Below are 24,606 nucleotides of genomic sequence, written 5' to 3' on the forward strand. Positions count from 1 at the left end.
TTCGACGAGGACGAGGGCCGGTGGATCTCCGATGCGGAGGTCGCCGAGATTCCCTACACCGCGATCACCTCCCACCGGAAGGCCGAGCACGTCACCGCACGGCTGATCGTGCGCCGGGCCAGGCGCCCGAACCCCGCCACGGCCCCCGCCGGGCGGGCCGGGCTGCCGGCCGGCAATCGTCATCACGCGGTGTGCACCGCCAACGCCGCCCGGCTGGTGTGCGCGGCCGAGGTGATCGCCTCGAACCGGCACGGACGGGCCCGCACCGCCACGATCCGCGCCCAGCTCGTCAACGTCCCGGCGCGTGTGGCCGACCACGCCCGAAACCAGAGAACGCCGACTCCATGCCGATCGGCTCACCCGGATATCCGCGTCGGCGGATGCAGGCTCAGCGCAGCTCGGCGAGCCGCTGCCCCACGACGGTCGTCACCCCGTCGCCGCGCATGGCCACGCCGTAGAGGGCGTCGGCGATCTCCATCGTGCGCTTCTGGTGCGTGACGATGATCAGCTGCGACGTCTCCTGCAGCTGCCGGAAGATGCCCAGCAGGCGGCCGAGGTTGCGGTCGTCGAGGGCCGCCTCCACCTCGTCCATGACGTAGAACGGCGAGGGCCGCGCCCGGAAGATCGCCACGAGCAGGGCGATCGCCGTCAGGGAGCGCTCCCCGCCGGAGAGCAGCTGCAACCGCTTGATCTTCTTGCCCGCGGGGCGCGCCTCGACGTCGATCCCGGTGGTCAGCATGTCCGTGGGGTCGGTGAGCCGCAGCCGGCCCTCGCCGCCGGGGAAGAGGGTCGCGAAGACCTGCTCGAACTCCCGGGCGGTGTCGGCGTAGGCCTGCGCGAAGACCCGCTCCACGTGCTCGTCGACGTCACGGATGATGCTGCGCAGGTCCTGGCGCGAGCGCTTGAGGTCCTCGAGCTGCTCGGCGAGGAAGCGGTGCCGCTCCTCGAGGGCGGCGAACTCCTCGAGAGCCAGCGGGTTGACCCGGCCCAGGGCGGAGAGCTCCTTCTCGGCCCGGCGCAGCCGCCGCTCCTGCTCGGCGCGCACGTACGGGACGCCCTCGGGATCCCCGAAGAGCGGGTCCTGTCCGCCGGGGACCGCCCAGGGGGCCGCCTCCGGCACGGCCCGCCCGCCCGACGCCGCGTCCTCGCCGTCGGGCGCGTCCCCGTCGTCCGGGGCGGTGCGCGCGTCCGGTGTCCCGGGGCCGGGGACGGGAAGGTGCGGCCCGTAGTGCGCCACGAGCGCGTCCGGGGTGAGGCCCAGCTCCTCCAGGGAGCGGGCCTCGAGGGCCTCCACGCGGGCGCGCTGCTGGGTGCGGGCGAGCTCGTCGCGGTGCACCGAGTCGGTGAGCTCGGCGAGACGGGACGCGAGCCGGTCGGTGGCCTCGCGCAGGTCCGTCAGGTCCGCGTCGAGACCGGCGCGCACGGACTCCGCCCGGTCCCGCTCCTCGGCGGCACGGTCCGTGGAGGCCTCGGCGCGGGCGAGCAGCTGCTGGGCCGCCGCCCGCACGGCCTCCGCGTTGCGGGCCTGGGCGCGGCGGCGCACGGCCCGCCGCTCGGCCTCCTCCCGTGCCCGGCGCTCCGTCGCGGCGGCCCGCTCCTGGGACTGCGCCCGGTCGCCGAGGGCGCGGGCCTGCTCCTCGAGGGAGCGCAGGGCGAGCCGGGCCTCGGTCTCGGCGGCTCGCGCCGAGGTGGCCACCCGGTGCATCTCGTCGCGGCGGGCCGCCGCCGCGAGGTGCGCCTCCTCGTCGTCCTCCTCGCCCGGGTCCTCGGCCGCCCGGAGCCGCTCGGCCGCCTCCCGCAGGCGCCGCTGCTCCCGGGACAGCTGCTCGCGGGCCGCGGCGAGCTGGTCGTCGAAGCGCCCGGTCTCCGCCTCGGCGGAGGCCAGGACGGCACGGACACCGGCGAGCTCCGAGGCCGCCCGGTCGGCCGCGCGCTCGGCCTCGCGCAGGGCCGCGGCGGTTCCGTCGGCCCGCCGCCGGTCGGCGTCCCGCTCCGCGGCCGCCGTCCGGGCCTCCGCCCGCGCCCGGTCGAGGGCCGCGGCCAGGTCGGCGAGCTCGGCCTCGGCCGCCTCGGCGGCGGCACGGGTCTCGAGACCCCCGGCCGCCTCGGCCGCACCGCCCCAGGCGCTGGTGCCGGTGAACACGTCACCGTCCCGGCTCACGGCGGTCAGCCGCGGCCGGGCGGCCACGATCCGGGCCGCCGTGGCCGCGTCCTCGGTCAGAACGGTCCGGGCCAGCAGCCGCCGGACCGCGGCCGACGCTCGCCGGGAGTCCTCGTCCCCGGCGCCGTCGCCCAGGACGGACGCTGCGGGCCTCGCACCGGCCGGCGCCGCCTCCTCCGGCACGGACCCCTCCGGCACGGAATCTCCCCGGGCGTCCCCCGGCGCGTCCCCGGGCGCGTCCGTCCCGGCGACGAGGAGGTGCACCCGGCCCACGCCGTCGGTGCGCAGCGTCTCGAACACGGACAGCGCCGCGCCGTGGGAGCGCACCGCGAGCGCTCCCGCCACCGGGCCGAGAGCCGCGGTGACGGCCCGCTCCCAGCCGTGCTCGACCGCCACGAGCTCCACGACGGCGCCCAGCACGGCGTCGGCGTGGCGGTCGCGGACGGCGGCCGAGCCGTCCGGCTGCCGCAGCGCCGCGCGCAGGGTCTCGGCGCGGGCACGCTGGGCGTCGTGTGCGCGCAGCCGCTCCTGGGACGCCCGCTCCGCCTCCTGCGCCGCGACCCGGCTCCGCTCCGCGGCCGCCTCCGCGCCCCGGTGCGCGACCCGGGCCCGTTCGGCGGCCCCGGCGGCGTCCTGGGCGGTCACGGCCAGGCCGTCCGCCTCCGCGGCGGCACGGGTCCGGCGCTCGCCGGCCGCCGCGTGCGTGGCGTGCACGCGGGACAGCTCGTTCTCGGCCGCCTCCACCCGGGACCGGGCGGCGGTGACCGCGCCCGTGAGCCGGGCCAGGCCCTCGCGGCGGTCCGCGGCGGCCCGGAGCAGTCCGGTGACCGCGGCGTCCTGCTCGCGCGCGGCGGCCTCGGCGTCCTCGCGGTCCTCGATGGCCTCGGCGAGGGCGTCCGTGGCGTCCTCCACGAGCTCGAGCAGCCGTGCCTGTTCCGCCCGGGTGCGCCGGGCCTGGGCGTCGAGCCGGTCCGGATCGCGCCCGTGTCCGGTGGGCTCCGTGGCGGTGCCGAGCAGTCGGCGGCGCTCGGCGGCCAGGGACGCGAGCGAACGGTAGCGCTCCTGGACGGCGGTGAGCCGGTACCAGGTGTCGCGGGCGGCGTTGAGCGCCGGGGTCGCCCGGGCGGCACGGGCCTCGACGTCGGCCTGCCGGGCCCGGCCGGCGTCGAGGGCCTGCTCGGTCGCGGTCCGCTCGGCCCGCAGCCGGCGCTGCGCGTCCTCGTCGACCGCGAGCGTCGTGCGGGCCTGCACGAGGTCGTCGGCGAGCAGCCGGGCCCGGGCGTCGCGCACGTCGTGCTGGATCCGCTGGGCGCGGCGGGCCACCTTCGCCTGCCGGCCCAGCGGGGTGAGCTGGCGGCGGATCTCGGCGGTGAGGTCCTCGAGCCGGTCGAGGTTGGCCTGCATGGATTCCAGCTTGCGCACCGTGCGCTCCTTGCGGCGGCGGTGCTTGAGGACGCCGGAGGCCTCCTCCACGAAACCGCGGCGCTCCTCGGGGGACGCGTGCAGGATGCGGTCGAGCTGTCCCTGGCCCACGACGACGTGCATCTCCCGGCCGAGGCCGGAGTCGGAGAGCAGCTCCTGGATGTCGAGCAGCCGGCAGGCCCGGCCGTTGATCGCGTACTCGGAGCCGCCGGAGCGGAAGAGCGTGCGGGCGATGGTGACCTCGGAGTACTCGATCGGCAGGGCGCCGTCGGTGTTGTCGATGGTCAGGGCCACGTGGGCGCGTCCCAGCGGCGCACGTCCGGACGTCCCCGCGAAGATGACGTCCTCCATCGTCCCGCCGCGCAGCGACTTCGCCCCCTGCTCCCCCATCACCCAGGCGAGGGCGTCCACCACGTTGGACTTGCCCGAGCCGTTGGGGCCCACCACGGCGGTGACCCCGGGCTCGAACTCGAAGGTGGTGGCCGAGGCGAAGGACTTGAACCCGCGCACGGTCAAGGTCTTCAGGTGCACGGGCTGCCGGTCTCCTGGGGTGGGCGGGACGGGGATCGGCACCACTGTACTCGCGGGCTCCGGCGGGCAGCGGCCGGGACGAACGATAAGCCTACAGAGAAACGGACCGGTCCCGGCGACCGCCGTGGGACCGGCCGGTAGACTGGCGGGGACCACCACGTCCCGCCCGCCCCGCAGCCGCGCCCTTCCGGGGCCGGCCGGGCGCTGGGCGAGCCCTAACGAAAGCCAGAGACCTTGACCGGTAATTCCACGATCCGCCACCGCAACGCCTCCCTCCTGGCCATCACGAAGGTCGAGGCCGACGAGGTGGTCCCGTCGTCGCGCGCCGACGAGATCCTCGAGGACACCTTCACGCGGCTGAAGATGCCGAAGGGACTGCTGGAGCGGCTCGCGGGCGTCAAGGAGCGGCGCCAGTGGGCCCCGGGGCGCCACTTCACCGACGGCGCCGTGGAGGCGGCCGAGGCCGCCCTGGCGCAGGCCGGGGTGCGACCGGACCAGGTGGGCCTGCTCATCAACGCGTCCGTGACGCGGGACGGCTACGAGCCCGCGGTGTCCGTGGCCGCCCACCACCGGCTGGGACTGTCCCCCTCCGCCCTGAACTTCGACGTGACCAACGCGTGCCTGGGTTTCGTCAACGGCCTCACGATCGCCTCCTCGATGATCGACTCGGGCGCGGTCGACTACGCCGTCGTCATCGCCGGGGAGGACCCGAGCCCGTGGCACCGGGAGACCTACGACCGCCTCCAGGCCCCGGACGTCACGCGCGAGCAGGTGGTCCGCGAGTTCGCGACCCTGACCCTGGGCGCCGGCGCCGCCGCGGCCGTGGTCGGGCCCGCCGACCGGCACCCGGAGGGCCACCGGGTCGTGGGGTCCGTGGCCCGCTCCGCCACCCAGCACCACGGGCTGTGCATCGGGGGCTTCGACGGCATGTACACCGACGCCACCGGGCTGCTCAAGCACGGGGTGGGACTGCTCGTGGACGCCTGGCACGACGCCCACGAGGAGGGCTGGGACTGGACCGACATGGACCGCTACATCGCCCACCAGGTCTCGACGTCGCACACCAACAAGATGCTGGAGGACGTCGGGATCGACGCCGGGCGGTTCCCCGTCACCTTCCCGTTCTGGGGCAACGTCGCTGCGGCGGCGCTGCCCATGACCCTGGCCCTGGAGGCGGAGCGGCTCGAGGCGGGCCAGCGCGTCCTGCTGCTCGGCGTCGGCTCGGGGCTGAACTCGACGTACATGGAGATCGACTGGTGATCCGCGTGATCCGCTGATCCGCGCCGCGCCCGAGACGCCCCGCACGACCGCACCCCGAGGAGCCCCACGCCCATGGCACGCACCCGACCGTCCACGACCGAGCGGCACGCAGGGCCGGGCGCGGCGCTGCGGCACCTGACGCCGGTCCCCCTGCCCGGGGTCGACCCCGCATGGTCGCGCACGCTCGCCGTGCCCTCGACCGCCGGGGTGGAGCCCGTCCGGGGCCGGCCGCGCCGGTGGCACCTGCTGGACAACCTGGCCTCCCTCGAGGCCGCCGGCCTGACCCCGCGCGGGACCGTGTTGGCGGTGCACGGTAACCCCACGTGGTCCTACCTGTGGCGCTCCGTCCTCGCCGCCGGACTCGACCCCGACAACCCGTGGCGCGTCGTGGCCGTGGACCAGCTCGACATGGGCTTCTCGGAGCGCACCGGGCTCTTCCGCCGCCTCGACGACCGGGTCACGGACCTCGGCGACCTCACCGCGGAGCTCGGCCTGGACACCTCCACCGGTCCCGTGGTGACCCTCGCCCACGACTGGGGCGGGCTCATCTCCGCGGGGTGGGCGCTGGAGCACCTCGGGGTCCACCGCGGCACGGTCATGACGAACACGGCCGTCCACCACGACGGCGGGGAGCGGATCCCCGCGGCGCTGAGCCTGGCCCTGGCCCCGGCCGCGCACGGGCTGCTCACCGACCGGACCACCGCCTTCCTCGACGCGGCGCTGGCGCTCGCCGACCCGGCGCCGCCGCCGGAGGTCCGCGCCGCCTACCGGGCCCCCTACACGACCCGGGCACGGCGGGAGGCGATCCGCCACTTCGTGGCCGACATCCCCGCGCCCCCGGAGCACCCCTCGCACGAACGCTACGAGCAGATCGCCGCCGGCGTGGCCGGTCTCGAGGTCCCCGCGCTGTTGCTGTGGGGCACAGGCGACCCGGTGTTCCAGGAGCGCTACCTGCAGGACCTCGTGCGGCGGATGCCGCACGCCGACGTCCACCGCTTCGAGGGTGCCCGGCACCTGCTGCCCGAGGCCCGGGACGTGGCCGGGCCGGTCATGGCGTGGCTCGCCGACCAGTTCGGCCCCGGCCCCACCCGGCGCGAGCTGCACCTGCGGCGGCGGGCCACCGCGCGCGGGGCCCACGTCCCCTTCACCGCGCAGCTGGCGGACCGGCGCGCCGACACGGACCCGGCCGTCGTCGACATGGCCCCCTCCCCCGGGGACCCGCAGGCCGGGGCGCGCGTGCCACCGGTGCGGGCGAGCCTGAACTGGGCGGAGCTCGCCGAGCGGGTGGACCGCCTGGCGGCCGGCCTGACCGGTGCCGGTGTCCGTCGCGGCGACCGGGTCAACCTCATGGTCCCGCCGGGCTCCGACCTCACGGCGCTGCTCTACGCGTGCCTGCGGATCGGCGCGGTCGTCGTCGTCGCGGACAGCGGGCTCGGCCCCCGGGGGCTCACGCGGGCCCTCCGGGGCGCCGGCCCCGCGTGGCTGGTGGGCGTCCGGAAGGCTCTCGTGGCGGCCCGGGCGCTGGGGTGGCCCGGCACCAGGATCGCCGTCGAGCGGCTGGACCCGGTGACCCGCAGGGCCCTCGGCGTGGCCCACGACGTGCCCGGCCTGCTGGGCGCCGCGCCGCGGCCGGACCTGCCCGGGCCCGACCCCGACGCGGACGCCGTGGTGCTGTTCACCTCCGGCTCCACCGGACCGGCCAAGGGCGTGGTCTACACGCACCGTCAGCTCGCGGCCATGCGCGACGCCGTGCGGGAGGCCTGCGGGCTCTCCCCCGGCACGGCGCTCGTCGCCGGCTTCGCCCCCTTCGCGCTGCTCGGGCCCGCCCTGGGCGCGACCTCGGTCACCCCGGACATGGACGTCACCGCGCCGAAGACGCTCACCGCCCGGGCCCTGGCCGACGCCGCGGCCGCGATCCGGGCGACCGCCCTGTTCCTCTCCCCCGCCGCCATCGCCAACGTCATCGACACCCAGGACGACCTGGACGCCGGGCAGCGGCGGGCCCTCGGCCTCGTGGAGACCGTCCTCTCCGCCGGTGCGCCCCTCCCGGAGCGGCTGCTCGAGCGCTTCCAGGAGCTCGTCCCCGCGGCGAGCGTGCACACCCCCTACGGCATGACCGAGGGACTGCCCCTGACGGACGTGACGCTGGAGGAGATCCGCCGGGCCCGCCGGGACAGCGCGAACGCCCCGGAGGGCACGGCCGGCGGGGTGTGCGTGGGCACCGCCGTGCACGGCGCCGAGCTCGGGGTCACGGCCCTGCGCCCCGACGGGACGCCCGGGGACGAGATCACCACCGAGCCGGGGGTCACCGGCGAGATCGTGGCCCGCGCCCCGCACCTGAAGGACCGCTACGACCGGCTCTGGTACACCGAGCACCTCAGCACGCAGCTGCCCGGCTGGCACCGCACCGGCGACGTGGGCCACGTCGACGCCGCGGGCCGGCTGTGGGTCGAGGGCCGCCTGGCCCACGTGGTCCTCGCCGCCGAGGGCGTGCTGACGCCCGTGTCGGCCGAGCACGCCGCGCAGACCGTGGCCGGGGTCGGCCGGGCCGCCGTGGTCGGCGTCGGGCCCGCGGGGGCGCAGGTGGCCGTGGCCGTCGTCGAGACCGTCCCGGCGGCTCCGGCCCCCGGCCTCGCCGACCCGCTGCTCTCCGGCGCCGTCCGGGACGCGGTGCGGGAAGCCACGGGCACGGACCTCGCGGCCGTGCTCGTGCTGCCGGAGCACCCCACGGACGTCCGGCACAACTCCAAGATCGACCGAGCCCTGCTGGCCGGATGGGCGGACTCCGCCCTGGCCGGGGGAAGGATCAGCAACCCGTGAACGCCGAGCAGCCCAGCACCCCCGGAGGGGACGGAGCCCCCGCCGTCGACGCCGCACCCGTGGAGGGCGCCCCGCCCCCCGGCTCCGGCAGCCACGGCGTGTCCGCCGGTCCGCGGGAGCTCGACGGCTCCGGGCGCACGGTCCTCGTCACCGGGGCGTCCGGGATGCTGGGCGAGCACGTGGCCCGCCGGCTCGCCGAGCGCGGCTGGACCGTGCGCCTGCTCCAGCGCCGGCACGCCCGGCTCGCCGACCGCCCCGGCGTCGAGGAGGTGCTGGGCTCCGTGACCGACCCGGACGCCGTCGCCCGGGCGGTGGAGGGCGTCGACGACGTCGTCCACCTCGCCGCGAAGGTCTCCTTCACCGGCGAGTGGGAGGAGTTCGTGCGGACCAACGTGACCGGGACCCGGGTGGTCCTGGAGAGCGCCCGGCGGGCCGGGGCCGAGAACGTCGTGTTCGTCTCCTCCCCCTCCGTGGCCCACACGGGCGTCTCGATCGTGGGCGAGCCCGCACGGCCCGCCGACCCCGTGCACGCCCGCGGCCACTACGCCCGCTCCAAGGCCGCGGCCGAGCTGCTGGCGCTGGAGGCCGACGGCCGGGGCCTGCGCGTCACGGCCGTGCGCCCGCACGTGGTGTGGGGCCCCGGGGACACGCAGCTCGTGGAGCGGATCGTGGACCGCGCCGCGCGGGGCCGGCTGCCGCTGCTCGACCACGGCGCCGCCCTCATCGACACGACCTACGTCGACAACGCGGCCGAGGCGGTCGTCCGGGCCCTCGAGCGCATCGACCACTCCCACGGACGTGCCCTCGTGGTCACCAACGGTCAGCCGCGCACCGTGGCCGAGATCGTGGCCGGGATGTGCCGGGCAGCGGGCGTCGAGCCCCCCGCACGCAGGGTCCCGGGCTGGGCCGCGCGGCTGGCGGGCACGGTCATCGAGAAGGCGTGGGCCCTGCGGCCGGGGGACGGCGAGCCGCCCATGACCCGTTTCCTCGCCGAGCAGCTGTCCACGGCCCACTGGTTCGACCAGCGGACCACCCGTGAGGTCCTCGGCTGGGCCCCGGAGGTCGGCCTGGAGGAGGGCATGGAACGCCTCGCGGAGCACTACCGCGAGCACCCGTTCCGCGCGCCGGCCGCGGACGGCGGTCGCTGAACACCGGGACACCCAGCACCGGGACGCCCAGCACCGGGACGCGGTGGGCCGGGTCTCAGGACCGGACGTTGCGGGGCGTGCGCTGGCACACCGGGCAGCGGTAGGAGGAGCGGTTCATGAACTGCTCCCGCACGATCAGCGCCGTCCGCCCTTCCCCGGCGCAGCGGCTGCAGGCCCGCCCCGCGCGGCCGTAGGCGTTGAGGGAGCGCGCGAAGTACCCCGACTCGCCGTTGACGTTGACGTAGAGGGAGTCGAAGCTCGTGCCGCCGGCCGCCAGGGCGGCCGCCATGACCTCGCGCACCGCCGCGAGCACCCGGTGGGTCTCCGGCCGCCGGAGGGTGTCCGTGGGACGGGCCCAGTGCAGGCGCGCGAGCCACAGCGCCTCGTCGGCGTAGATGTTCCCGATCCCCGACACGAGCCCCTGGTCCAGCAGGGCGCGCTTGAGCCCGGTGCGCCGGCGGCGCAGCCGGTCGTGGAGGGCGTCGGCGTCGAAGGCGGGGTCCAGCGGGTCCCGGGCGATGTGCGCGGCCCGGGCGGGCAGTGCGGGCAGGTCGGTGGCACCGCGCCCGCCAGGGGCGCCGTCGTCGGTGGGGACGAGGTCGTCGAGGACCATCCCGCCGAAGATCCGCTGGTCGACGAACCGCAGCTCGGCGGGCGTGCCCGGGCGCCCGGAGAGCCGCAGGCGGACCTTGAGGTGCTTCTGGGCCGGGCGTCCCGCGTCCTCGACGAGCAGCTGTCCGCTCATCCCGAGGTGCACCAGCAGCGCCTCCTGCGGCACCGTCCCGTCCGGCCGGTCCAGGGGGAGCCAGAGGAACTTGCCGCGGCGCACGGCGTCCGCGACCACCGCCCCGGCGAGCTCGTGGGCGAAGTGCACCGGCCCGGCCGCGTGCCGGCGCACGGACCGGGGGTCGAGGACGTCCACGGCCTCGACGGTGCGGCCGACGACCCAGCGCTCCACGCCGCGTCGGACCACCTCGACCTCGGGCAGCTCAGGCACGGGGCGGGGCGGGCTCAGGCACCGTGGCGGGCGGCGAGCGTGGCGTAGGCCTGCGCCGCGGCGGAGCGCTCGGCCTCCTTCTTGGTGGTCCCGGTCCCCGTGCCGTGGTCCTGGCCACCGATCAGCAGGTGCGCCTCGTAGCGGCGCTCGTGGTCGGGACCCGTCCCCTCCACGGCGTAGCGGACGGCGCCGAGACCGTGGGCAGCCGCGAACTCCTGGATCTCGGTCTTCCAGTCCCGGCCCTCGGTCATCACGAAACCGTCCTCGAGCAGCGGCACCACGAGGCGCAGCACGAAGGCCCTGGCGGCAGCCAGGCCGGAGCACACGTAGACGGCCCCGATCAGGGCCTCCATGGTGTCGGCGAGGATCGAGGCCTTCTCGTGGCCGTTCGTGCGGATCTCGCCCTTGCCGAGACGGATGTGCGGGCCCAGCTCCAGGGACCGCGCGAGGTCGGCCAGGGTGCGGGTGCTCACCACGGCCGAGCGGATCTTCGCGAGGTTTCCCTCGGAGTCGTCCGGGTAGCGGTGGAAGATCTCGTCCGTCACGGCCAGGCCGAGCACGGAGTCCCCGAGGAACTCGAGCCGCTCGTTGTGCGCCTGGCCGTCGTGCTCGTAGGCGTAGGAACGGTGCGTGAGGGCAAGACGGAGCGTCCCGGCGTCGATGTCGACGCCGAGACGCTCCAGCAGGTCCTGAGGATCCGCGGTGGTGCTCACCGTGGTCAGGCGTCGGCCACCTTGCGGCCCTTGTACTCCAGGAACAGCGCGGTACCGGCGGAGTCGGTCACGACCTTGGCCTGGTGCGGCAGGCTGTAGGTGACCTTGCCGTTCTCCACGGTCTTGACCAGCTTCGGCGCGGTCGCCTTCCACTGGGAACGGCGTGCACGGGTGTTGGCACGGGACATCTTCCGCTTGGGAACAGCCACGGCTATCTCTCTTCTCTCGGTTCGGTCGTCTCGGTCGAGGTGTCCTGCTCGAGCAGCCCGGACAGGGCGCTCCAGCGCGGATCGAGCACCTCGTGGTGGTGCCCCGGGTCGTCCTCCAGGCGCGCGCCGCACTGGGCGCACAATCCCCGGCAGTCCTCCCGGCACACCGGTTGGAACGGCAGCTGCGTGATCACCGCGTCCCGAAGCATGGGTTCGAGGTCGATCGTCTCGTCCCGAACGTCATACATCTGGTCGTCCTCGGACTCCGTCGCGTCGGTGGCGGAGTCGAAGACGTAGAGCTCCTGCACGTCGACGTCCAGATCGTAGTCGATCGGGTCGAGGCACCGGCTGCACTCGCCGTGGATGGCCACGACGGCGGTGCCGGACACCAGGATCCCGTCGTGGACGGATTCCAGCCGGAGGTCCAGGTCGATGTCCGAGCCCTCCGGGGCGCCGATGAGTGCGTTGCCGAAGTCCTTCGGCGCGGGCACAACCTCCTCCAGGCGTCGCATCGACCCCGGTCGGTGCTCGAGGTCCCGAACACCGACGATGAGGGGCGAACTGTTCTCGCGGCTGATGACTGACTCCTGGTGAAATTCTGACCGACAGATCATGTTAGCGTGCCGCGCCGCACGTTCTCAAACGGGAGGCCGTCCGGCGTGCCGCCCGTTCACCGGCCGAGGGCGCGCAGCACCGGCGCCGGCACGAAGCCGGAGACGTCCCCGCCGAGCCCCTCGACCTCCTTGACGAGGGTCGAGGACAGGTGCAGGAACCGGGGGTCCCCCGGCAGGTACACCGTCTCCACGCCGGTGAGGTCCCGGTTCATGGTGGCCATGGGCACCTCGTACGCGTAGTCCTCCCCCGAGCGCAGACCCTTGACCAGCGCCACCGCCCCGCGGCGAGCGGCGTACTCCGCGAGCAGGCCCTCCCCCATGGGTTCGACGACGACGCCGGCGACGCCGGCCAGGGACTCCGCCACCAGGGCGAGCCGCCGGTCCCGGTCGAAGCGGTAGCGCTTGTTCGGGTTGGTGGACACCGCGACCACCACCTCGTCGAAGAGCGCCGCCGCGCGGGCGACGACCTCGACGTGGCCGTTGTGGATGGGGTCGAAGGAACCGGGGCAGATGGCGCGGTGCATGGACCCCATCCTAGGCACGCCGCCCGCGGCGCCCGTCCCGCGGCCGGGCGGGCGCCGGGACCTAGACTGGCCGGCATGGACTCCGCGGACCCCGCCACCAGCACGCCCACCGACCGGCCCCCGTGGGAGCGCATGGCTCGCGGCGGCGGGCTGCTCGGCCCGGACGGCCGGCTCTCCGGGACCGTCTTCGAGGAGATGTCCCGCCTGGCCGCGCGCACGGGAGCGATCAACCTCGGCCAGGGCTTCCCCGACGTCGACGGCCCGCCCGAGATGCTCGACGCCGCCGCGGCCGCGCTGCGCGAGGGCGGCAACCAGTACTCCCCCGTGGCCGGGCTCCCGCGGCTGCAGGAGGCCGTGGCGGAGCACCAGCGCCGCTTCTACGGGATCGAGCTGGACCCGGCCACGGGCGTCGTCGTCACCGTGGGCGCCTCGGAGGGCCTGGCCGCGAGCCTGCTCGCGTTCGTGGAGCCCGGGGACGAGGTCGTGGTGCTCGAGCCGCACTACGACCTCTACGCGGCCGTCGTCGAGTTCGCGGGGGCACGGCTCGTCCCGGTTCCGCTCGAGCCCCCGCACTTCACCCCGGACCCGGACCGTCTCGCGGCGGCCTTCGGGCCGCGCACCCGCGCGGTGGTCCTCAACGATCCGCACAACCCCACCGGCACCGTGCTCGACGACGCCGTGCTCGCCCGCGTGGCAGCCCTCGCCGCCGAGCACGACTGCGTGGTGGTGACCGACGAGGTGTACGAGCACCTGTGCTACCCGGGCCGGCACCGCCCGCTCGCGGCGCTGCCGGGCGCCTTCGAGCGCACGCTCACGGTCTCCTCGGTGGGCAAGACCTTCTCGGCCACGGGCTGGCGCGTGGGCTGGGTCAGCGGTCCGGCGCACCTGGTCGGGCCGGTGCGCGCCACCAAGGCCTACCTCACGCACAGCGCCGCCACGCCGTTGCAGCTCGGCGCGGCGGCCGCGCTGGACCTGCCGGACGAGTTCTACGCGGGGCTGGAGGCCGACTTCCGGCGGCGCCGCGACGTGCTCGTGGCGGGCCTGGCCGCGGCGGGCGCCGAGCCCTTCGAGCCCCAGGGCACGTTCTTCGTCGTGGCCGACGTGGGCCGGCTGTGCGAGCGGCACGGGGTCGGGGACGCCGAGGCCCTCGCCCCGGTCCTCGCCGAGCGCGCCGGCGTGGTGGGCGTGCCCGTCGCCGCGCTCGCCTCCGCCGGACACCGTGACCTCTACGCCTCGTGGATGCGCTTCTCCTTCGGCAAGCGCCCGGAGGTCCTGGAGGAGGCGGCCCGCCGCCTGGCCGCCTGAGCAGCCTCGCACCACCCCCGAGGAGTCGCGTTCAGCACCGCACCACGCCCGACGGGGCCCGTTCGAACGCCGCGGAGCACTTCTGGTGACAGAACGCGCCTCCTCGGCGAGACGGAACGGTGGAACGCGCCTCCTCAGTGGGGGCACGGCGGCATGCGACCCCTCGGCCGGCGGGTGAGGCAGCGGTCGAAGCCGCGTCGGAAGGCGGCTCGCCCGCCGCTCAGGCGGACAGGGCGCGGCGGCCCAGCGCCCGGTAGGTGAACCCGGCGGCGGCCCACTGCCCGGGGTCGAGCACGTTGCGCCCGTCGAGGATCTGCGGGGCGGCCACGAGGGGGGCCAGCCGGTCCGGGGTGAGGGCCTTGAACTCGGCCCACTCGGTCAGCAGCACCACGACCTGGGCTCCGGTGGCGGCGGCCTCGAGGGAGTCGACGTAGTCCAGCCGGGGGTAGCGCTTGGCGGCGTTGGCGTTGGCCTGCGGGTCGTAGACGGCGACCTCCGCGCCGATCGAGTGCAGCCGGGCGGCGATGTCCAGGGCCGGGGAGTCGCGCACGTCGTCGGAGTCGGGCTTGAAGGCCGCCCCCAGCACCGCCACGTGCTTGCCGACCACGGACCCGCCGAGCATCTCGGTGACGGTGTCCACGGTGTGCCCGCGCCGGCGGGTGTTGATGTCGTCGACCTCGGCCAGGAAGCGCACCGCCTGCTCCACGCCCAGCTCCGCCGCCCGGGCCCGCAGCGCCCGGATGTCCTTGGGCAGGCAGCCCCCGCCGAAGCCGGCCCCGGCGTTGAGGAACTTCCGCCCGATCCGCTCGTCGAGCCCGATCGCGTCCGCCAGGGTCCGGATGTCCCCGCCCACGACCTCCGTGAGCTCCGACAGGGCGTTGATGAAGGAGATCTTCGTGGCCAGGAACGCGTTGGCCGCGACCTTCACCAGCTCCGCGGTCTCGTAGTCGGTCACGATCAGCGGCACCTCGGCGGACAGCTGCCGGGCGTAGACGGCGCGCATGACCGTCTCCCCGGACCCGCCGTCGGCGCCGTCGACGCCCAGGACCATCCGGTCCGGGGTCAGGGTGTCGGCCACGGCGTAGCCCTCGCGCAGGAACTCCGGGTTCCACACCAGGGAGACCTCCACCCCGTCCCGGGCCGAGGCCCTCGCGAGGTCGGCCAGCCGGCGGGCGGAGCCGACCGGGACCGTGGACTTGCCCGCGATCACGCAGTCCTTCGTGGCCGCCGCGGCGATCGAGCCCACCGCGGCGTCCACGTAGCGCATGTCCGCCGCGAACGAGCCCGGCCGCTGCGGGGTGCCCACGCCCACGAAGTGCACGTCCCCGAACGCCCCGGCCTCCTCGTAGGAGGTCGTGAACCGCAGCCGGCCGGAGTCCACGTGCTCGCCCAGCAGCTCGGCCAGACCCGGCTCGTGGAACGGCAGCTCCCCGCGCGAGAGCGCGTCCACCTTCGCGGGGTCCACGTCCAGCCCGAGCACCTCGAACCCCATCTCCGCCATCGACGCGGCGTGGGTGGCCCCGAGATACCCCGTGCCCAGAACCGTGATCTTCATGGACGTCCTCCGTCATTCCCGGGCCGCGGCCCGTGCTCGATGTTGCCAGTCGATCTTGTCAGCGCGCCCGCGCGCACCCGTGCAGGAGTTCAGCGCGGCGTGCCGCGCGGCGTCCCGGACGGGGCGGCCGCCGTCTCGGCGAACCACAGGGTGGTCTCCCCGTGCCGCCGGTGCTCGAACCGGGCCAGCCCCGGCGGCCAGTTCGGTTCCGGGGAGCGGGAGGAGCGCTCGACGACGACGACCCCGCCCTCGCCGAGCCGCCCCGCGAGCGGGGCGAGCGCCGCGGTCAGCTCCTGCTCGGACAGCGGATAGGGCGGGTCCGCGAGCACGAGGTCCCACGGGCCCGCCGCGGTGTCGGCGAGGTAGGAGACCACCGTTCCGTGGTGGACGGCGACGGCGTCGTCGCGCCCGAGGGCCCGGTGCACCACGGCCGCGTTGTCCCTGCACACCCGCACGGCCGGCGGGTGGCGCTCCACCAGGGTCACGCGGGCGGCCCCGCGGCTCGCGGCCTCGCAGCCCAGCGCCCCGGAACCCGCGTACAGGTCCAGCACCCGGGCCTCGTGGAGCATGCCCCACGCCTCGAGCCGGGCGAAGAGCGACTCCTTGACCCGGTCGGTCGTGGGCCGGGTGCCCGCTCCGGGCACCGAGCGCAGGCGCAGCCCTCCGGCGGCCCCCGCGATGATCCTGCTCACGTGCCCGCTCCTCCCCTCGGCCCCGCCACGGGCCTCAGCCCCGGTCCAGGAACGCCTCGGCGTCCGGGTCGAGGTAGCGCTCGATGGCCTCGGCGAGCTCGGGGTGCTCGACGAGCTGCGGGTCCTCGGCGAGGACCGAGACCGCGTCCCGGCGGGCGCGCTCGATGAGCTCGGCGTCGTCGAGCGCGCGCAGCAGCCGCAGGGTGGACCGGCCTCCGGACTGGGCGGCGCCGAGGATGTCGCCCTCCCGGCGCAGCTCGAGGTCCGCCCGCGCCAGCTCGAAGCCGTCCGTCGAGCCGGCCACCACCTCGATCCGCGCCCGGGACGGGTGGTCCGGCGTGCGGCGGGTCACGAGCAGGCAGGTCCCGGCGTGCTCGCCGCGGCCGATCCGCCCGCGCAGCTGGTGCAGCTGGGAGATGCCGAACCGGTCCGCGTCGACGACGACCATGAGGGTGGCGTTGGGGACGTCGACCCCGACCTCGATCACGGTCGTGCACACCAGCAGCTGCACCTCGCCCGCGGCGAACTCCGCCATGACCCGGGACTTCTCGGCCGGGTCGAGCCGCCCGTGCAGCACCGCGGTCCGGACCCCGGCCAGCGCGGGCTCCCGGGCCACCAGCTCGGCCAGCCACGTGACGGAGGCCAGCGGCAGCTCGGCGTCGTCGTCCTCCGTCACGGCCGCGCGGGCCGACTCCGCGAGCGAGCCGGCGGGCGCCGGGCCGTCGTCGTCGCCGATCTTGGGCGCGACCACGTAGACCTGCCGGCCGGCGTCGATCTCCTCCCGGGCACGCAGCCACAGCCGCTGCTCCCACGCGGGGTGCTCGACCAGGCCCACCGCGTGCGTGGCGATCGGCCGGCGGCCGGCCGGCAGCTGGTCGAGCACCGAGACGTCCAGGTCGCCGAACACGGTCATGGCGACGGTGCGCGGGATGGGGGTGGCCGTCATCACGAGCAGGTGCGGGGGCCGCCCGGCCTTGTCCCGCAGCCGGTCGCGCTGCTCGACCCCGAACCGGTGCTGCTCGTCCACGACCACGAGCCCGAGGTCGGCGAACTGCACGACCTCCGAGAGCAGTGCGTGGGTGCCGATGACGATGCCGGCCTCCCCCGAGGCGGCCTGCAGCAGCGCCCGCTTGCGCGCGGCGGCGCCCATGGAGCCGGTGAGGAGCACGACCTGCGTGCCGTCCGGGTCGCCGTCGAGCTGACCGGCCCGGGCGAGGGGGCCGAGGGAGCGCAGCACGGAGGCGTGGTGCTGCGCCGCCAGGACCTCGGTGGGCGCCAGCAGCGTCGCCTGCGCGCCCGAGTCCACGACCTGCAGCATGGCCCGCAGGGCCACGAGGGTCTTCCCGGCGCCGACGTCGCCCTGGAGCAGCCGGTTCATGGGGTGGGTGCCCGCGAGCTCGGCGGCGAGCTCGTGCCCCACGGTGCGCTGGCCGGCGGTGAGCTCGAACGGCAGCGCCGCGTCGAAACGGTCCAGCAGCCCCCCGGGCACGCCCGGGCGGGCCGTGGTGGGGTGCGCCGCGAGCTCGGCCCGGCGGCGGGCAAGTGCGCACTGGAGCAGGAACGCCTCCTGGAAGCGGAACCGGCGCCGGGCCTCGCGGTGGGCGCGGGTGTCCCGTGGCCGGTGGATCTGCCGGTAGGCCTCCTCGAGCCCCATGAGGTGCTCGCGCTCCAGGACGCCGTCCGGCAGCGGCTCCGGGATCGCCCCGAAGTCCACGACGGGCAGGAGGGCGCGGACCATGCCGGCGATCGTGTCGGTGCGCAGTCTGGCCGCGGCCGGGTAGATGGGGATGGGCCGGTCGACCAGTTCCTCGTCGGTCTGCTCGTCCGCGGGGTCGTCCCGGTCGATCACGGCGTAATGCGGGTTGGTCATGGTCAGGTCCTTGTCGTAGAACCCGACCTTCCCCGAGAAGAGGGCGTGGGTGCCCCGGGGGAGGTCCCGTGCGGCCGTGTACGCGTTGAAGAAGCTCAGCTTGATGAGCCGGCCCGTCCCGGTGGTCCCGGCCGGGCGGCGGGGCCCGGCGGACGCGCGGTCCGTGATCACCACGTCGGTGATGGACCCGCGGCGGGTGCGCATCTTCCGGGTGGTGACCTTCACGACCTCGGCGACGATGGTCACGTCCTCGCCGATGACCAGTTCGGAGAACGGCGTGAGCTCCCCCCGGGGCATGTACCGGCGGGGGAAGTGGTCCAGGAGCTGGCCGATCGTGGTGATCCTCAGGTGACGGGCCAGCTGGTCGGCCGACTTCTTCCCGATCAGTCTCTCCAGCGGCTGGTCGAGCTCGGGAACCGGCTCGGGGAACGCCCCGGAGGCCCATGCCATGTCAGCCACGACTCACGACTGCTTCCCGTCCGCCCCGGACGGCTCGGCCAGGGAGGTGACCGTGCGGTTGACGATCCTGCCGCGCTCACCGATCACCGCGAGGGCGTCCTCGGGGCGCGCCACGTGCACGTGCACCCGCCACCGGTAGCCCTCGCCCGTCTCGCTCACCGCGCTCATGATGACGCTCGAGCCGACCTCGCTGAGCTCGTGGCGCAGCTCGGCGGCCTCCAGCGGGGACAGTTCGACCGTGCACATCACCTCGACCCCGCCGTGGACGGCGTGCGGGGCGTCCTGTGTCCCGGCGGCCCGCGCGGCCGCGGCGTCGACCAGGCGGTCCAGCTCGACCTCGTCGCCGGCGTCGTCCCCGCCGACCGTGCGCGCGAGGGCGTCCAGGACCACGAGCGTCCCGAGCGCGCCGGCGTCGACCGTTCCGGTCTCGCGCAGGATCTCGAGCTGGTCCGGCGTGGCCAGGACGGCGGCGCGGGAGGCGGCGCTCACCCCGGCCAGGAAGTGCTTGAGCTGCTGGTTGGAGCGGTCCTCCACGTCCTGCGGCACCGGCACGGCCGCGGCCGCCTCGAGGACCGAGAGCATCGTCCCGGCCACCGGGTCCGAGAGGACGCTCCAGGCCCGCACGTGCCCGGCGTGCAGGGCCAGCCGCACGGTCTCGGCGGTCAGCCGTGTGCTGCCCTCGAGGGACTGGCCCATCGCGGTGAGGAACACGGAGAAGAGCGTCCCCGAGTTGCCGCGGGCCTCCTCCAGGGCGGCCTGCCCGGCCAGCGCCAGCAGCTCGCCGACGTCGCCCGTCTCCAGCACCCCGGCGGCGTCCGCGGCGGCGCGCACGGTCGTCGCGAGGTTCGTCCCGGTGTCGGAGTCCGCCACGGGGAAGACGTTGAGCGCGTTGAGGACGGTGCTGTGCCGCACGAGATCACGGTGGGCCAGCTCGAGCCACCGCCGCATGACGGCCGCGTTCGATCCGATCCTATGGTTCAAAGTGATCCCATCCTTCGCCGACCGGGTGCCCGAGGGCACGGGCCGGCGGTCGTCCGTCGAGCAGCACCCGGGGCCGGGAGCCGCCGCGCGCGGGTGGCGCGGGCGCACACGAGCCTATCGCACGGTACGGGAGCGGCGGCGGCGCCCCCGGGGGGAACACGGCGAGCAGCCCGTGGTCCTCGCCCCCGGTCAGCACCCAGTCCCGGGGGTCCTGCCCGAGCAGCCGGGCGGCAGGGCGCAGGGGTTCGGCGAGGGCGGCGACGGCGGCGCCGTCGAGGTCCACGACGACGTCGCTGGCCGCGGCCAGCCGGCCGGCGTCGCGCAGCAGCCCGTCGGAGAGGTCGATCATGGCGGTCGCCCCGGCCCGGGAGGCGACGGCGCCCGCGGGCACGGGCGGGCACGGGCGCAGCTGGGCCCCGGCCAGTGCGTCGAGGGCCTCGTCCGACCCGGGGCGGTAGCGGGCGTCGTCGAGCAGCGCCACGCCGGCGGCGGCCCGGCCCGTGGTCCCGGCCAGGGCCAGCACGCCGCCGGCCACTGCCCCCGCGCGCAGCACGGGATCCCTCCCCTCGAGGTCACCGGTGACGGTGGCCGTGACGGACAGCTCCCGGCCGGCGCCCAGGTCCCCGCCGACGACGGCGCACCGGTGGGCGCCCATGGACTCCAGGCCGGCCACCAGGCCGCGGGCGAAGTCCTCGGGCCACGTGACCGGGGTTCCCGGCGGCAGGGTCAGCGAGACCACGACGGCCGTGGGGACCGCGCCCATCGCGGCGACGTCAGCGAGGTTCTGGGCGGCGCACTTCACACCGGTGTCGAAGCCCGTGGTGACCACGCCGCTGGGCCAGCGGAGGCGGAAGTCCTGGTCCTGGACCTGGGTGTCCGTGGTGATCACGAACCGCCCGTCGGGGGCCGGGACCACGGCGCAGTCGTCGCCGGGGCCCACGAGCACCGGACCGGCTCCGGGGCGGTCCAGCAGCGGCAGGACGCGGGCGAGCAGCTCCGACTCCGAGAGGTCCCCGACGCTCGGTCCCGTCCCGGGCGGCGCGTCGGGCACGGGGGTGCGGTCCGTGGGGGCTCGGCTCATGCCGCTCATCCTAGCGACGGCCCCCGACGCGGTACGGCGCGGGCCGCGGATTACGCTGGGGGCATGCCCTCGCCCCTCCCTCCCCTGCCCTCCCGCGCCCTCCTCGCGGCCACCGTCCTGGCCGCGGTCCTGACGGGGTGCGCCCCCGCGGTCACCGTGGACCCGGCCGAGAACGCCGCGGACCCCGGGTGCGCGCCCGCGATGCTGGCCATGCCGGAGGGCGTGGGTGAGCACGAGCGGCGGGAGACGACGAGCCAGGGCACCACCGCCTACGGCGACCCCACGGCGGCGGTCGTGCGCTGCGGGGTCACGCCCCCGGGGCCGACGACGGACGCGTGCTCCTCCGTCAACGGCGTCGACTGGCTGATCCGCCGGAGCGAGGAGGACGGGTCCCTGTGGACCGCGACCACCTACGGCCGGGACCCGGCGGTGGAGGTCGTCTTCGACAGCTCGGCCGTGGCCTCCTCGACACTGCTCGTGGAACTGGGCTCGGCCGTGGAGCAGATCCCCGCGGAGCGGCGCTGCCTCGCGCTGGAGGACGCCCTCGACGCACCCTGATCGTTGGCGGGAGGGCCGGCGGACCCACCGCGCCCGGCCCGGCGGCGTGAGCCGCACGGGGCGGCGCGCACGCGCGCCGGGGTCCACGCAGTGTGACGGATCGCGACCCACCCGCGGGTTCTCCTGCGTGAGCCGGATCACTATCGTGGGAGACCCGGTCAGGACCGGGGAACGGCCTGCACCTCGTCCGGCCGGGCGGTGTGCGGGCCCGGACCCAGCGCACGAGGCCGGCCCGGAGCCGGCACGGAACCGGCCAACGAGGAGCGGCGATGACGACGGCACGCGAGATCATGACCCCCGGAGCGCAGTGCATCGGGGAGGACGACCGGCTCCAGGGCGTGGTGACCGACCGCGACATCGTGGCCCGGTGCCTGGCGATCGGCACCGGCCGGACGGCCCGCACCGCACGTCCCGGCACCGGAGCACATCACCGATCAGGAGACGACGTCATGGCCACCTGCGACACCTGCGACACCTGCGGCAACGACTACGACAAGACCTTCACCGTGACCCAGGGCGACCGGCGGGGCACCTTCGACAGCTTCGAGTGCGCCGCCCACGCCATGGCCCCGACCTGCGAGCACTGCGGCTGCCGGGTCCTGGGCCACGGGGTGGAGTCCGGGAACCGGATCTACTGCTGCGCGCACTGCGCGGAGCACGCCGGCGTGGGCGGTCTCACCGACCGGGTGTGACCGGCGGCGCCGCCGTCGCCGGCCGACGGACGCGGCGGCGCCCCTGTCCGGTGCCGTGCGCGATCAGCCGGGAACCCCTCCGGGCACTGCGCGCCCGGAGCGGGAATAGGGCCGATCGCGGGCCGGTTGTGGCGGGGACACACAGCCCACGACAGCGACCAGGAGGAGAGCCCCCGTGGCAACCGATTACGACGAGCCCCGCGTCAAGCCGGAGGACGAGCCCGCCAACGAGTCCCTCGAGGTGATCCGCGCGCAGCGCAGCGCCACCACCCAGAGCCCGGACGTGGACGTCGACGACACCGACACGGCGGAGGGCATCGACCTGCCCGGGGCGGACCTCTCCCAGGAGGAGCTGCTGATCCAGGTGGTGCCGCAGCAGGAGGACGAGTTCACGTGCATGTCCTGCTTCCTGGTCCGCCACCGCAGCCAGCTGGCGCGTGAGGAGAACGGCGCCCGGTACTGCGTGGAGTGCGAGGGCTGAGCCGACCGCTCCCCCGGGGCGACGGCTGTGCCGGGGGAGCCCTCCGGTTCCGCCGCTCGTCCCGCTACTCGTGGCGCAGGGACGTGATGGGGTCCTTGCGGGCCGCCCTGACGGCCGGGACCGTGCCGGCCAGGAAGGCGATGGCCATCACCGAGAGCAGGATCGCGACCACCCGCCACGGTTCGAACGCGAACAGGGACAGCCCGGGCAGCCCCGACAGGAACCCCTCGGCGAGGACCCGGGTCAGCGCGGAACCGCCGACGACCCCGGCCGCGGCGCCGAGCACGGCACCCGCGGCGCCGATCACCACGGCCTCGAGGGAGAACAGTCCGAAGACCTTGCCCCCGCTCATGCCCATCGCCTTCATCAGCCCGATCTCCCGGGTGCGCTCCTGCACGGACATCAGCAGCGTGTTGATGATCCCGAGCCCGGCAGCGAGCAGGGCGATGACCGCGCAGGCGTTGAGGATCCAGACGATGGCGTTGATGACGGCCCGGAACATGCCGAGCTGGTCCTCGACCGTCAGGCCCAGCAGCCCCTCGTCCTCGAGACGCGACTGGATCTCCACCGCCCGGCTCATGTCCACCGTGACCGTGGCCATGGCGAAGCTCTCCGGCACGGACTCGGGTCCGCCGCCCGACTGGTACTCGTAGAGCCGTCGGTTGAACGAGTCGGACGGGATGGGGTTCAGCGACGTCCCGGCCAGGCTGGACTGGGTCACGCCCGAGACCGTGGCCGCGAACGCCCGGTCCTGCTCCGCCCGGTTCGTCATGACGACCTGGACGACCCCGCCGACGGCGTCCTGGGCCGAGGCGAACCCGAGGTCCCCGACCCAGCTGTCGGGGACGACGAGCTCGTCGCGCCCGGCGGCGGGAGTCCGGCCGGCCACCATCTTCAGGCCCACGGCGTCGACCGGGATGCCCGGGGAGAGCTGGAACCGCCGGCCCTCCGGGGACTCCAGATAGGTGGGGGCCACGGCGTACATCGGCTTCACCGAGCGCACCCCCTCGAGGCCCTCCACGTAGGCGACGTCGTCCGCGGACAGTCCTTCGAAGGAGATCCCGAAACCCGTCCGGATCCTGGTGGTCTCCGGATCGTACTCCCGCGGCCCCGCGCCCGCGGTCAGTTCGACGAGCGGCTGGGACTTCTGGACGTAGAGCGCGTCGTCGTCGCCGAAGGCCGCGACGGTCTCGTCGATGTACCGGTTCACGCCGGTGCCCATGCCCGAGGTCAGCGTCAGCGCGAGCGCGCCGATGAAGACGGCCACCACGGTCAGGAGCGTGCGAATCCTCCCCCGCCGGGTGTTGGCGACCGCCGCGCCGAGCAGGTCGGACCAGGTCACAGGACACCCCCGGACACGCCGACCGGAATCCCGCCGTCGGCACCCGGGCCGTCCGCCCCGGCCCGGCCTCCGACACCGGTCGGACCGTCCACCACGAGCCCGTCGCGCAGGTGCACCCGGCGGTCGCAGCGGGCCGCGAGGTCCTCGTCGTGGGTGACCACGACCAGCGTGATGCCCCGCTCCCTGTTGAGGTCGAACAGGATGTCCTGGACCACCGCCCCTGTGGCCGAGTCGAGGTTGCCCGTGGGCTCGTCGGCGAAGATCACGGCCGGCTCGTTCACCAGGGCCCGGGCGATCGCCACGCGCTGCTTCTGCCCGCCGGAGAGGTCCACCGCCCGACCGGGCGCCTTCTCCGCCATCTCCAGTCGCTCGAGGACCTCCAGCGCACGGCGCCGCCGCGTCCCGGCCCGGACGCCCGCGATCTTCAGGGGCAGCATGACGTTGTCCAGGACCGACTGGTCGGGCACGAGATAGAACTGCTGGAACACGAAGCCGAACATGGCGTTGCGCAGGGCGTTGACCTCCCGCGCCGTCATCGACGCCGAGGACCGGCCCTGAAGGGCCACCCTCCCGCGGGTGGGTGCCTCCAGGAGCGCCAGTAGATGCATCAGCGTGGACTTGCCGGAGCCGGACTTGCCGACGACGGCCACGGACTCGCCGTGCTCGACGCGCACGTCGACACCGCGCAGGGCGGCGCATCCGGTGTCGCCGCGGCCGTAGACCCGGACCAGGTCCTCGGCCTCGAGCACCAACCCGGCCATTGATGGTCCTTTCCCTCGTCCTCCCGGCCACCGTCCCCCGACGCCGGTCCCGGGACCGCTCTCGGTCCCTTCCCTCATCATGTGCGGACGCACAGGACCCCGGGAACGGGACGACTGTCCCCACTAGTGCAGGGTTGCGCCCCGTCGCAGGGGCGCCAGGGGCGCGGATCCGGACGCGGAGAGGTCCGTCCGGACGGGTGCCCGGCGGCACCGTCGGCGACGCCTCATCCCGTCACGAAGGCGTTCACTCTTGCTATGGCCGCCGTGACGTCATAGGTATGGAGCACAGCAGTCGTCCGGCGGTGCCGGGGCTCCGTCACCGGGGCCCGGAAGCTGCGGGCGGCCAGCGGTACGACGCGTCCCGTCCTGTCCGCGCGGGGGTGCGGGAGGACGCCGATGGGGGTCGGGCCGTGGGCTGGCGGCCCCGGGG

20 protein-coding genes are annotated in these 24,606 nt (G+C 75.4%); 7 read left to right on the forward strand and 13 right to left on the reverse strand.

Annotated elements, in window-relative coordinates; all coding sequences use genetic code 11:
• Positions 1–388: 388 nt before the first annotated feature.
• Complete coding sequence (gene smc / locus ACH9EU_RS10825) at positions 389–4,114, reverse strand: chromosome segregation protein SMC (RefSeq protein ID WP_396413942.1); 3,726 nt, start codon at positions 4,112–4,114, stop codon at positions 389–391.
• Positions 4,115–4,348: 234 nt separating this feature from the next.
• On the opposite strand from smc, the gene ACH9EU_RS10830 reads away from it, so the two are divergent.
• The 3 genes from ACH9EU_RS10830 (at position 4,349) to ACH9EU_RS10840 (ending at position 9,342) form a co-directional block, all read left to right on the forward strand.
• Positions 4,349–5,374, forward strand: coding sequence for a 3-oxoacyl-ACP synthase III (locus ACH9EU_RS10830; RefSeq protein WP_396413943.1), 1,026 nt, complete (start codon positions 4,349–4,351; stop codon positions 5,372–5,374).
• A gap of 72 nt (positions 5,375–5,446) precedes the next feature.
• Positions 5,447–8,194, forward strand: coding sequence for an alpha/beta fold hydrolase (locus tag ACH9EU_RS10835; RefSeq protein ID WP_396413944.1), 2,748 nt, complete (start codon positions 5,447–5,449; stop codon positions 8,192–8,194).
• Entirely contained in the window at positions 8,191–9,342 is a 1,152-nt protein-coding gene (locus tag ACH9EU_RS10840; RefSeq protein WP_396413945.1) for an SDR family NAD(P)-dependent oxidoreductase, read from the forward strand. The genes ACH9EU_RS10835 and ACH9EU_RS10840 overlap by 4 nt, the downstream gene beginning before the upstream one ends.
• A 55-nt stretch (positions 9,343–9,397) precedes the next feature.
• On the opposite strand, the gene mutM is transcribed toward ACH9EU_RS10840, so the two are convergent.
• The 5 genes from mutM to coaD all read right to left on the reverse strand — a co-directional run bounded on the left by mutM (position 9,398) and on the right by coaD (position 12,399).
• Entirely contained in the window at positions 9,398–10,339 is a 942-nt protein-coding gene (gene mutM / locus ACH9EU_RS10845) for a bifunctional DNA-formamidopyrimidine glycosylase/DNA-(apurinic or apyrimidinic site) lyase (RefSeq protein WP_396413946.1), read from the reverse strand.
• 14 nt (positions 10,340–10,353) lie between these two features.
• Positions 10,354–11,052 (reverse strand): ribonuclease III, encoded by a 699-nt coding sequence (rnc, locus tag ACH9EU_RS10850; protein WP_396413947.1) that lies wholly within the window; start codon positions 11,050–11,052, stop codon positions 10,354–10,356.
• Positions 11,053–11,057: 5 nt separating this feature from the next.
• A complete protein-coding gene (gene rpmF / locus ACH9EU_RS10855) occupies positions 11,058–11,261 on the reverse strand; it encodes a 50S ribosomal protein L32 (RefSeq protein WP_031282896.1) in 204 nt (67 codons plus the stop codon).
• Positions 11,262–11,263: 2 nt separating this feature from the next.
• The gene (locus ACH9EU_RS10860; protein ID WP_396413948.1) at positions 11,264–11,773 is read right to left on the reverse strand and encodes a YceD family protein; all 510 of its coding nucleotides are present in this window, start codon (positions 11,771–11,773) and stop codon (positions 11,264–11,266) included.
• A 158-nt stretch (positions 11,774–11,931) separates the two neighbouring features.
• Positions 11,932–12,399 carry a pantetheine-phosphate adenylyltransferase gene (gene coaD, locus ACH9EU_RS10865; RefSeq protein ID WP_396413949.1) on the reverse strand — a complete coding sequence of 156 codons (468 nt, stop codon included), beginning with the start codon at positions 12,397–12,399 and terminating at the stop codon, positions 11,932–11,934.
• 75 nt (positions 12,400–12,474) lie between these two features.
• On the opposite strand from coaD, the gene ACH9EU_RS10870 reads away from it, so the two are divergent.
• Positions 12,475–13,704 carry an aminotransferase class I/II-fold pyridoxal phosphate-dependent enzyme gene (locus ACH9EU_RS10870; RefSeq protein WP_396413950.1) on the forward strand — a complete coding sequence of 410 codons (1,230 nt, stop codon included), beginning with the start codon at positions 12,475–12,477 and terminating at the stop codon, positions 13,702–13,704.
• Positions 13,705–13,924: 220 nt separating this feature from the next.
• Here ACH9EU_RS10870 and ACH9EU_RS10875 read toward each other — a convergent pair whose 3' ends face one another.
• The 5 genes from ACH9EU_RS10875 to thiL all read right to left on the reverse strand — a co-directional run bounded on the left by ACH9EU_RS10875 (position 13,925) and on the right by thiL (position 20,342).
• Complete coding sequence (locus tag ACH9EU_RS10875; RefSeq protein ID WP_396413951.1) at positions 13,925–15,259, reverse strand: nucleotide sugar dehydrogenase; 1,335 nt, start codon at positions 15,257–15,259, stop codon at positions 13,925–13,927.
• An 89-nt stretch (positions 15,260–15,348) separates the two neighbouring features.
• Positions 15,349–15,951: a 16S rRNA (guanine(966)-N(2))-methyltransferase RsmD gene (rsmD, locus tag ACH9EU_RS10880; protein ID WP_396413952.1), complete on the reverse strand. Its 603-nt coding sequence runs from the start codon at positions 15,949–15,951 to the stop codon at positions 15,349–15,351.
• A gap of 34 nt (positions 15,952–15,985) precedes the next feature.
• Complete coding sequence (locus tag ACH9EU_RS10885) at positions 15,986–18,271, reverse strand: helicase-related protein (RefSeq protein WP_396413998.1); 2,286 nt, start codon at positions 18,269–18,271, stop codon at positions 15,986–15,988.
• A 12-nt stretch (positions 18,272–18,283) separates the two neighbouring features.
• The gene (locus ACH9EU_RS10890; protein ID WP_396413953.1) at positions 18,284–19,261 is read right to left on the reverse strand and encodes a DAK2 domain-containing protein; all 978 of its coding nucleotides are present in this window, start codon (positions 19,259–19,261) and stop codon (positions 18,284–18,286) included.
• A complete protein-coding gene (thiL, locus tag ACH9EU_RS10895) occupies positions 19,251–20,342 on the reverse strand; it encodes a thiamine-phosphate kinase (protein WP_396413954.1) in 1,092 nt (363 codons plus the stop codon). The genes ACH9EU_RS10890 and thiL overlap by 11 nt, the downstream gene beginning before the upstream one ends.
• Before the next feature lie 63 nt (positions 20,343–20,405).
• Between thiL and ACH9EU_RS10900 the strand changes: the two genes are divergently transcribed.
• From ACH9EU_RS10900 to ACH9EU_RS10910, 3 genes are all read left to right on the forward strand, one after another.
• The gene (locus ACH9EU_RS10900) at positions 20,406–20,900 is read left to right on the forward strand and encodes a DUF3515 family protein (RefSeq protein WP_396413955.1); all 495 of its coding nucleotides are present in this window, start codon (positions 20,406–20,408) and stop codon (positions 20,898–20,900) included.
• A gap of 269 nt (positions 20,901–21,169) precedes the next feature.
• Positions 21,170–21,592: a hypothetical protein gene (locus ACH9EU_RS10905; RefSeq protein ID WP_396413956.1), complete on the forward strand. Its 423-nt coding sequence runs from the start codon at positions 21,170–21,172 to the stop codon at positions 21,590–21,592.
• A gap of 175 nt (positions 21,593–21,767) precedes the next feature.
• Positions 21,768–22,073, forward strand: coding sequence for a DUF4193 domain-containing protein (locus ACH9EU_RS10910; protein ID WP_396413957.1), 306 nt, complete (start codon positions 21,768–21,770; stop codon positions 22,071–22,073).
• 64 nt (positions 22,074–22,137) lie between these two features.
• Here the strand turns inward: ACH9EU_RS10910 and ACH9EU_RS10915 are convergent, their stop codons facing one another.
• Positions 22,138–23,415 carry an FtsX-like permease family protein gene (locus ACH9EU_RS10915; RefSeq protein ID WP_396413958.1) on the reverse strand — a complete coding sequence of 426 codons (1,278 nt, stop codon included), beginning with the start codon at positions 23,413–23,415 and terminating at the stop codon, positions 22,138–22,140.
• On the reverse strand, positions 23,412–24,176 hold the full coding sequence (locus tag ACH9EU_RS10920; RefSeq protein ID WP_396413959.1) for an ATP-binding cassette domain-containing protein: 765 nt from the start codon (positions 24,174–24,176) through the stop codon (positions 23,412–23,414). The genes ACH9EU_RS10915 and ACH9EU_RS10920 overlap by 4 nt, the downstream gene beginning before the upstream one ends.
• Positions 24,177–24,606: the final 430 nt, after the last annotated feature.

The organism is Kocuria rhizosphaerae, from assembly GCF_044462265.1.
Lineage (GTDB): Bacteria > Actinomycetota > Actinomycetes > Actinomycetales > Micrococcaceae > Kocuria > Kocuria rhizosphaerae.